This is a genomic window from Nocardioides zeicaulis (assembly GCF_042432345.1).
Lineage (GTDB): Bacteria > Actinomycetota > Actinomycetes > Propionibacteriales > Nocardioidaceae > Nocardioides > Nocardioides zeicaulis.
In genome coordinates this window covers 584,626-591,911 of sequence record NZ_JBHLXH010000001.1, presented here as the reverse complement: position 1 = coordinate 591,911, position 7,286 = coordinate 584,626, and the positions used below count along the sequence as shown (strand labels likewise).

The window sequence follows — 7,286 nt, the reverse complement described above, 5'->3', positions numbered from 1 at the left end:
AGGTGGCTGGGCCACCGCTCCGGGACGCCCACGCCGACGCCCGGCCGCGAGGGGTCGGGCCGTACGATGGCGCCATGACCGTCGGCCTCGGCATGCCTGCCCTCCCGCCCCCCGTCCTCGCGCCACGGCGCAAGACCCGCCAGATCAAGGTCGGGTCCGTGGGGGTCGGCAGCGACCACCCGATCTCGGTGCAGTCGATGACCACGACGCTGACCTCCGACGTCAACGCCACGCTCCAGCAGATCGCCGAGCTCACCGCCACCGGGTGCGACATCGTCCGCGTGGCGTGCCCGAGCCAGGACGACGCCGACGCGCTGCCCGAGATCGCGCAGCACTCCCAGATCCCGGTGATCGCCGACATCCATTTCCAGCCGAAGTACGTCTTCGCCGCCATCGACGCCGGCTGTGCGGCCGTCCGGGTCAACCCGGGCAACATCCGCAAGTTCGACGACCAGGTCAAGGAGATCGCGAAGGCCGCCAAGGACCGCGGCACCTCGATCCGGATCGGGGTCAACGCCGGCTCGCTCGACAAGCGGATCCTCGACAAGTACGGCAAGGCGACCCCGGAGGCGCTCGTCGAGTCGGCCGTCTGGGAGGCGAGCCTCTTCGAGGAGCACGACTTCCACGACTTCAAGATCTCGGTCAAGCACAACGACCCGGTCGTGATGGTGCGCGCCTACGAGCTGCTCGCCGAGGCGGGCGACTGGCCCCTGCACCTCGGCGTCACCGAGGCCGGTCCGGCGTTCCAGGGCACCATCAAGTCGGCCGTGGCGTTCGGTCACCTCCTGAGCCAGGGCATCGGCGACACCATCCGCGTCTCGCTGTCCGCCCCGCCGGTCGAGGAGGTCAAGGTCGGCCTCCAGATCCTGGAGTCGCTCAACCTCAAGCCGCGACGCCTCGAGATCGTGTCCTGCCCGTCGTGCGGCCGCGCCCAGGTCGACGTCTACAAGCTCGCCGAGGAGGTCACCGCCGGGCTCGACGGCCTCGAGGTCCCGCTGCGCGTGGCCGTCATGGGATGCGTGGTGAACGGCCCCGGCGAGGCCCGCGAGGCCGACCTGGGCGTCGCCTCGGGCAACGGGAAGGGCCAGATCTTCGTCAAGGGTGAGGTCGTCAAGACCGTCCCGGAGTCCCAGATCGTGGAGACCCTCATCGAGGAGGCCATGCGCATCGCCGAGGGCATGGAGGCCGTCGAGGGCGCCGAGGCGACCGTCTCGGTCTCCTGACCCCACGGGTCGCAGCCGCGACGGAGGCGGGTCGGAGGCGGGTCGGAGGCGGGTCGGAGGCCCGTCGGCACGGACGTGGGTAGGCTCGCCACGTGCTGAGGACCCGCGAGCTGGTGCGTGTGCTGGGCCCGGCCGACCGGGACCGGTTCATCGCGCTCGCCGAGCAGGACCCGGTCGTCAACGTCTTCGCCGACTACCGCGCACGGTTGACCAACCTCGACGAGCGCTGGCTCGGCGGGCAGGTCTGGGGCCGGTTCGTCGGTGACGAGCTCGTCGCGGGCTGCCACCTCGGCGCCAACCTGGTGCCGGTGCAGTGCACCCCCGACGACGTCGGGGCGTTCGCCGAGGCGTCGCTGCGGCGCCGGGCGACGGTCGGCACCATGGTCGGCCCCGCCGACGTCGTCACGGCGTTGTGGGAGCAGCTCGAGCCGCGCTGGCAGCGGCCGCGGGAGTTCCGGCGCGCCCAGCCCCACCTCGAGATCTCGCGCGTGCCGGACATCCCGCCCGACCCGTCGGTCCGGCTGACGACCCCGCGTGACCTCGAGCTGCTCTACCCGGCCTGCGTCGCGATGTACACCGAGGAGGTCGGCGTCTCCCCGGAGAACGATGCCGGCGGTGGCGACCTCTACCGCGCCCGGGTCCAGCAGCTGATCGGCCGTGGCTGGTCGATGGCGAGCTTCGACGAGCAGGGCGTGGTGTTCAAGGCCGAGGTCGCGTGCGTGACGCCGTGCGCCGCGCAGGTGCAGGGGGTCTGGGTGCGCCCCGACCGTCGCGGCCAGGGCCTGGCCACCCGCGGCATGGCCTCCGTCGTCCACCACGTGCTCGGCTCCGGCACGGCGCCGGTCGTCTCGCTCTACGTCAACGACTGGAACACCGCCGCCCGCGCGACCTACGCGCGGGTCGGCTTCGAGCAGACCGCGACCTTCGCGACCCTGATGTTCTGACCCGACCGCCGGCTCAGCGCCGACAGGAAAAAGTTCTCGGACCGTGTATCACCGTGGCGGTCGCCCCCACCTGACTTCACATGGGGACAATGGTCACCATGTCGGAGAACCGAGGGGCTGAGGGGCAGCTCCATGAGTCACCGTGGGACGCAGCCAGTGGGGCGTTCACGGCATGGCGCGCAGGGGACGCCAGGGCCGTGGACGATCTGGTGACCACGATGACGCCGGTGCTCTGGCACGTGGTGAGGGCCTACGGGCACGACCGCCAGGCGACGGAGGACGTCGTCGCGGCGACGTGGCTCGGTTTCGTCCGGCTCCACCAGACCATCGACGACCCCAAGGCGGTCGCGTCCTGGCTGATCACCTCAGCCAGGCGCGGCGCCGCCGACCACGCACGGAAGGCGCGACGCGCCACGCCCGTGCAGGACGAGACGCTCTCGGCCCGGCTCCCCGACGTGGAGTCGGCCGAGGCGCTCGCCGTCCTCGACGACGAGTCCGCCCGCCTCTGGCGCGCGGTCGCGTCCGTCGACGAGAGGTGCCGCAAGCTGCTGCGCGTGGTGGCCTTCATGGACCGGCCCGACTACCGATCACTCAGCGAGGAGCTCGAGATGCCTGTGGGGAGCATCGGACCGACGCGCGCCCGCTGCCTGGCGAAGGTGCGTACGGCGCTGGCCGAGGAGGGTCGGACCGCATGAGCGACGACGACCGCCTGCTCGACGAGCTGCGCCGGATGTGGCAGCTCGCCGACCCGCCGCCGCCGGGGCTCGGCGCCGACATGGTGGCGACCGTCGTGGCCGCCGACCTCGACGAGGAGTGGGAGCTGCTGACCCTCGTCCGCGACTCCGCCCACGAGGACCTCGCCCAGGTGCGGGGCCTCGGCACCGCCCGGATGCTGTCCTTCAGCGCCGCCGCGGGCTGGTCCCTCGAGGCCGAGATCGACGGCCACCAGCTCAGCGGTCAGGTGCTCGACCTCGCCCCCGACCAGGACCCGACCGACGTCGAGGTCTCCGTGGAGGCCCGGTCGGGGGAGTCGTGGTCCGCTCCGCTCGACGAGTTCGGGTTCTTCTCGCTCACCGCCCCGGCGCAGGGGTCCGTCCGCGTGGCCGTCCGCTTCGGGGGAGTCGTGGCGAGCAGCCACTGGATCGAGGTCTGAGGACCCCGCCCCTGCGTCAGGCGTAGGGCTGGCGCAGCTCCATGTGCGGGCCGATCGTCGGGTCGGAGTCGTAGACCGCGCGAGCCAGCACGGCGGCGCGGGCGTCCTCGGCCGAGCAGCCGGTCTCGCTGATCTCGCGGGCGATGAGCCCCGCGACCACCGGCGTGGCGAACGACGTGCCGCTCCAGCGCGCCATGCCGGTCGAGAACACGCGTACGTCACCCTTGTCGGGCGTCTCGTGGCACACGAACGTGCCGTCGGGGAACGCGTTGACCAGGTTGCGCCCCAGCGCGAACACGTCGGCGGAGACGCCGTAGTTGGAGAAGTCGGAGACCCGGCCGTCCCGGTCGAGCGAGCCGACGCCCACGGCCCAGCCGAAGGCGGCCGGCCAGAACGGGGCGGCCCACGAGTCGTTGCCGGCGGCCGCGACCAGCACGCAGTCCTTGCCGCGCAGGTGGCGGCGGTGGAAGCGCGCGAACGCGATGGACGGCAGGTCCATCCGCGTCCGGCAACCTGCGGACAGGTTGATCACCTGCGGGTCGTGGGTCATCGCCTCCTCGAGCTGGAGGACCATCTCGGACTCGAGGATCCCGCCGCCGCCCACGCCCCCGATGGCGAACCCCTCGACGAAGACGTCGGTCATCGGCGCCAGGCAGCGCACCACGCCGGCGATGAAGGTGCCGTGGCCGGCGTAGGGGCGCAGGTCGGGGCCGTTGAGCTCGTCGTCACCCTCGACGCCCTCCAGCCAGGGGGTCCGGCCGTCCGAGCCGGACGGCGGGTTCCAGCCGGTGTCGACCACGACCACCTTCACCTCGCGGCCCTCCTCCTGGGGCGCGACCGGCGGCCACGGCTCGGTGAGCCCGGTCTCCATCGGCTCGACGGCGGGGCAGGCGGAGCCGCCGCCCCCGCCCGGCGCGACGTGGACCCAGTGGTCGGGGGTGGCGAGGCCGCGTCGCAGACCGCCGGCCTCCAGCAGGTCGAGGACGTCGGGCACGCTCTCGCCGCCGCGCCGGGGCGGCAGGACGTAGCGCACGAGGTCCCCGCCGAGCAGGCGTACGTCGTCGCGCCGGGGCGGCTCGTCGAGGACCCCCTTGTCGAGGCGAGCGACCGCGGCCTCGAACGCCTCCGCGTCCTCGGCTCCCACGAGCACGTGGTCGGGGTGGAACAGGTAGGTGAAGTCGGCCGGCGCCTCGGTGTCCCAGAACACCTGTCCGTCGTTCGCGCGGTCCAGCTCGCGGAGCTGGTCGGTGGTGCGTCGTCGTGCGTCGTCGCCGATCTTCCAGTCGCCCATGCGCCGACGCTAGCGTCGGCGGGCGTCCCGTGGGGAGCGGTTGGCCAGAGTTTGCCGAGCGGATCGGCAAGGATGGGCGGCGTGGACCGGGCCGAGGCGGAGGAGCTGCTGCGCACGCTCTTCGCGGACCCGGTGGCTGCGCGCGAGACGGCCGAGGCCCGGATGCTCGACCATCCCGACCCCGCGGTGCGCTCCATCGGGCACCAGGTGGTCGGCATCGTCCTGCGTGACGTGGGGGAGACGCAGGCGGCCCTGGCCCACCTGCGCCGGGCGCTGAGGCTGGCCCGCGGCGTCGACGCCGAGCGCGAGGCGGACGTGCGCGCCACGCTGGGAGGCTCGCTGGCGATGGCCGGCCGCACGCGGGACGGCCTGGAGCAGCTCGACCTGGCCGCCTCGGCGATGGACGGCCTGCCCCTGGCGCGGGTGCTGGTGCGGCGCGCCCGGGTGCTGGCGTTCAACCTCGAGCGGCTGGAGGCGGGTGCCGCCGACCTCGAGCGCGCCCTCGAGATCCTGGAGCCCTCCGACGACCTCGTCTGGACGGGGCGTGCGCTCCACCTGCACAGCTGGGCGAGCACCATGATCGGCGACCTGGCAGCGGCGCGGACCAGCCTCGCCCGGTCGCTGGCCGTCCACGAGGAGCTCGGGATGGAGGGCGCCGTGGCGGCGGGGATCCACAACCAGGGCTGGCTGGCCTTCCTCGGCGGTGACCTCCCGCTCGCGTTCGAGCGCTACCAGGAGGCCGCCACCCGCTACGAGCGGCTCGGCATCACCAGCACCGACCTCGTCTACGACCGGTGCGTCGCCTTCATGGCGGCGGGTCTCGCGTCCGATGCGCTCGAGGTGGTCGAGCTGGCGCTCGGGGCGCGTCGGCTGCTCCCGGTGGAGCGCGCCGACCTGCAGCTCGCCCTGGCGGGAGCGGCGCTGGCCGCTGGTGACGTGCCTCGTGCACAGGCGGCGGCCGACGAGGCGTGCCGGATGTTCCGGGCCCAGGCGCGGCACCGACACTGGGTCCGGGCCGAGCTGTTCGCGCTGTGGGCCCGTGCCGAGGACGGCGTCCGTCCGGCGAGGTTGCTCGGCCGGGCCGAGCGCCTGGTCGCGACCGCGCGGGAGGCGGGGGCCCCCGAGCTGCCGGCGGCGCTGATGCTCGGTGTCCGCATCGCCCGCGCGGTGCGGTCGGAACGAGCCGAGCGCCACGTCGCGTCGTGGCTCGGGGAAGCGGCGTCCTTCCGGGCCTCCGGTCCGGGCACGAGCCGGGCGACCGGGTGGCTGGCCCGGGCGTGGCAGCACGAGCGCGCCGGGAATGCTGCGGCGGTGCTGCGTGCCTGCGAGCGGGGCCTCACGGCCCTCGACGAGCACCGGGCGGCGCTCGGGAGCCAGGAGCTGCGGGCCTTGTCGTCGCGCGACGGCGCGGAGCTCGCGGGGCTCGGTCTGCGCACCGCGCTGGCGACCCGTGAGCCGCGGCGCGTGCTGCGGTGGGCCGAGCGCTGGCGAGCCACCGCCCTGACGGCGCCCGCGCTGCAGCAGGCGCACGACACCGGGACGGCCGCGGACCTCGCCGCGCTGCGGGCACAGCACCAGCGGCTGGCGCAGGCGCAGGCGGACGGAGCCCCGACGGACCGGATCCGGGCACGGGCGGCGCGGCTGGAGCGCTCGGTCCGGCAGCGCCTGCTGCACCTCCGCGGCGCCGGAGGAGGCGTGGACGCGTTCGCCGTCGAACGCCTGGTGGAGGCCCAGCGGGAGGACGGTGCGACGTTCGTCGAGCTCACCGAGGTCGACGGGGTGCTGCACGCGCTCGTCGTGCGCCACGGCCGCGTGCGGCTCGTCACCGTCGGCGACGCCTCGGCCGCGGCGCGCGCCGTCGACTTCGCGCTCTTCAGCCTCCGTCAGGCTGCGCGCGGCCGCCGGGCACAGCTCGGCGTCGCGGGCGCCCGGCTCGAGCAGGCGCTGCTGGGCACGTCGCTGCGACACGTGGACGACCAGCGGGTGGTGGTGAGCGCGACCGCCTCCCTGCAGGGCGTGCCGTGGGGACTGCTGCCGAGCCTGGTGGACCGCCACGTCACCACCACGCCCTCCGCGCGGCTGTGGCTGCGTGCGCGGGCGGCGCAGCCGACCAGCGAGCGCCGCGTCCTGCTGGTCGGCCCCGGGCTGGGCAGCGGTGGCGCCGAGGTGCACGCGGTGGCCGCGGAGGACCGGGGCGCCGAGGTGCTCGAGGGGTCCGCCGCCACGGTCCCGACCGCCCTCGCCACGCTCGACGGAGCGGCGCTGGCCCACGTCGCGGCACACGGATCGTTCCGCGAGGACAGCCCGCTCTTCTCGTCGTTGACGCTCGCCGACGGGCCTCTCCTGGTCCACGACCTGCAGCAGCTGCGGCACCCGCCGCACCGCGTCGTGCTGTCGGCCTGCGAGTCGGGCGTGCTCGCGCCCGTCGGTGACCAGGAGCTGCTCGGCCTCTCGGCAGCGCTGCTCTCGATGGGCACGGCTGGCGTCGTCTCGGCGCTCGCGGAGGTCGACGACTCCGCGACCGTCGAGGTGATGGTCGCGCTGCACGCCGCGCTGCGCCGCGGCGCGGGGCTCGGCGAGGCGCTCCACGCCGCCCGCGCGGCCGCCGCGTCCGACCCGGTGCTGGCGGCGACCGCGGCGTCGTTCACCGCCATGGGGACCTGACGACGGTCCGG

Annotated in this window: 6 protein-coding genes; 5 read left to right on the top strand and 1 reads right to left on the bottom strand. The window is 74.4% G+C overall.

What is annotated here, in order from left to right:
* Nucleotides 1-74 precede the first annotated feature (74 nt).
* From ispG to ACFFJG_RS02915, 4 genes are all read left to right on the top strand, one after another.
* Entirely contained in the window at nucleotides 75-1,223 is a 1,149-nt protein-coding gene (ispG, locus tag ACFFJG_RS02930; protein WP_378517115.1) for a flavodoxin-dependent (E)-4-hydroxy-3-methylbut-2-enyl-diphosphate synthase, read from the top strand.
* 92 nt (nucleotides 1,224-1,315) lie between these two features.
* Nucleotides 1,316-2,167, top strand: coding sequence for a GNAT family N-acetyltransferase (locus ACFFJG_RS02925; protein ID WP_378517114.1), 852 nt, complete (start codon nucleotides 1,316-1,318; stop codon nucleotides 2,165-2,167).
* A 197-nt stretch (nucleotides 2,168-2,364) separates the two neighbouring features.
* Nucleotides 2,365-2,862: an RNA polymerase sigma factor gene (locus ACFFJG_RS02920; protein ID WP_378517113.1), complete on the top strand. Its 498-nt coding sequence runs from the start codon at nucleotides 2,365-2,367 to the stop codon at nucleotides 2,860-2,862.
* On the top strand, nucleotides 2,859-3,320 hold the full coding sequence (locus ACFFJG_RS02915; RefSeq protein WP_378517112.1) for a hypothetical protein: 462 nt from the start codon (nucleotides 2,859-2,861) through the stop codon (nucleotides 3,318-3,320). The genes ACFFJG_RS02920 and ACFFJG_RS02915 overlap by 4 nt, the downstream gene beginning before the upstream one ends.
* Before the next feature lie 16 nt (nucleotides 3,321-3,336).
* Here the strand turns inward: ACFFJG_RS02915 and ACFFJG_RS02910 are convergent, their stop codons facing one another.
* On the bottom strand, nucleotides 3,337-4,611 hold the full coding sequence (locus tag ACFFJG_RS02910; protein WP_378517111.1) for a S8 family peptidase: 1,275 nt from the start codon (nucleotides 4,609-4,611) through the stop codon (nucleotides 3,337-3,339).
* A gap of 81 nt (nucleotides 4,612-4,692) precedes the next feature.
* Between ACFFJG_RS02910 and ACFFJG_RS02905 the strand changes: the two genes are divergently transcribed.
* Nucleotides 4,693-7,275, top strand: coding sequence for a CHAT domain-containing protein (locus ACFFJG_RS02905; RefSeq protein WP_378517110.1), 2,583 nt, complete (start codon nucleotides 4,693-4,695; stop codon nucleotides 7,273-7,275).
* Nucleotides 7,276-7,286: the final 11 nt, after the last annotated feature.

Excerpts from the sequence above, each read along its gene's own strand:
- ispG (WP_378517115.1), top strand. The coding sequence starts at position 75 with ATGACCGTCGGCCTCGGCATGCCTGCCCTCCCGCCCCCCGTCCTCGCG.
- ACFFJG_RS02915 (WP_378517112.1), top strand. The coding sequence starts at position 2,859 with ATGAGCGACGACGACCGCCTGCTCGACGAGCTGCGCCGGATGTGGCAG.
- ACFFJG_RS02910 (WP_378517111.1), bottom strand. The coding sequence starts at position 4,611 with ATGGGCGACTGGAAGATCGGCGACGACGCACGACGACGCACCACCGAC.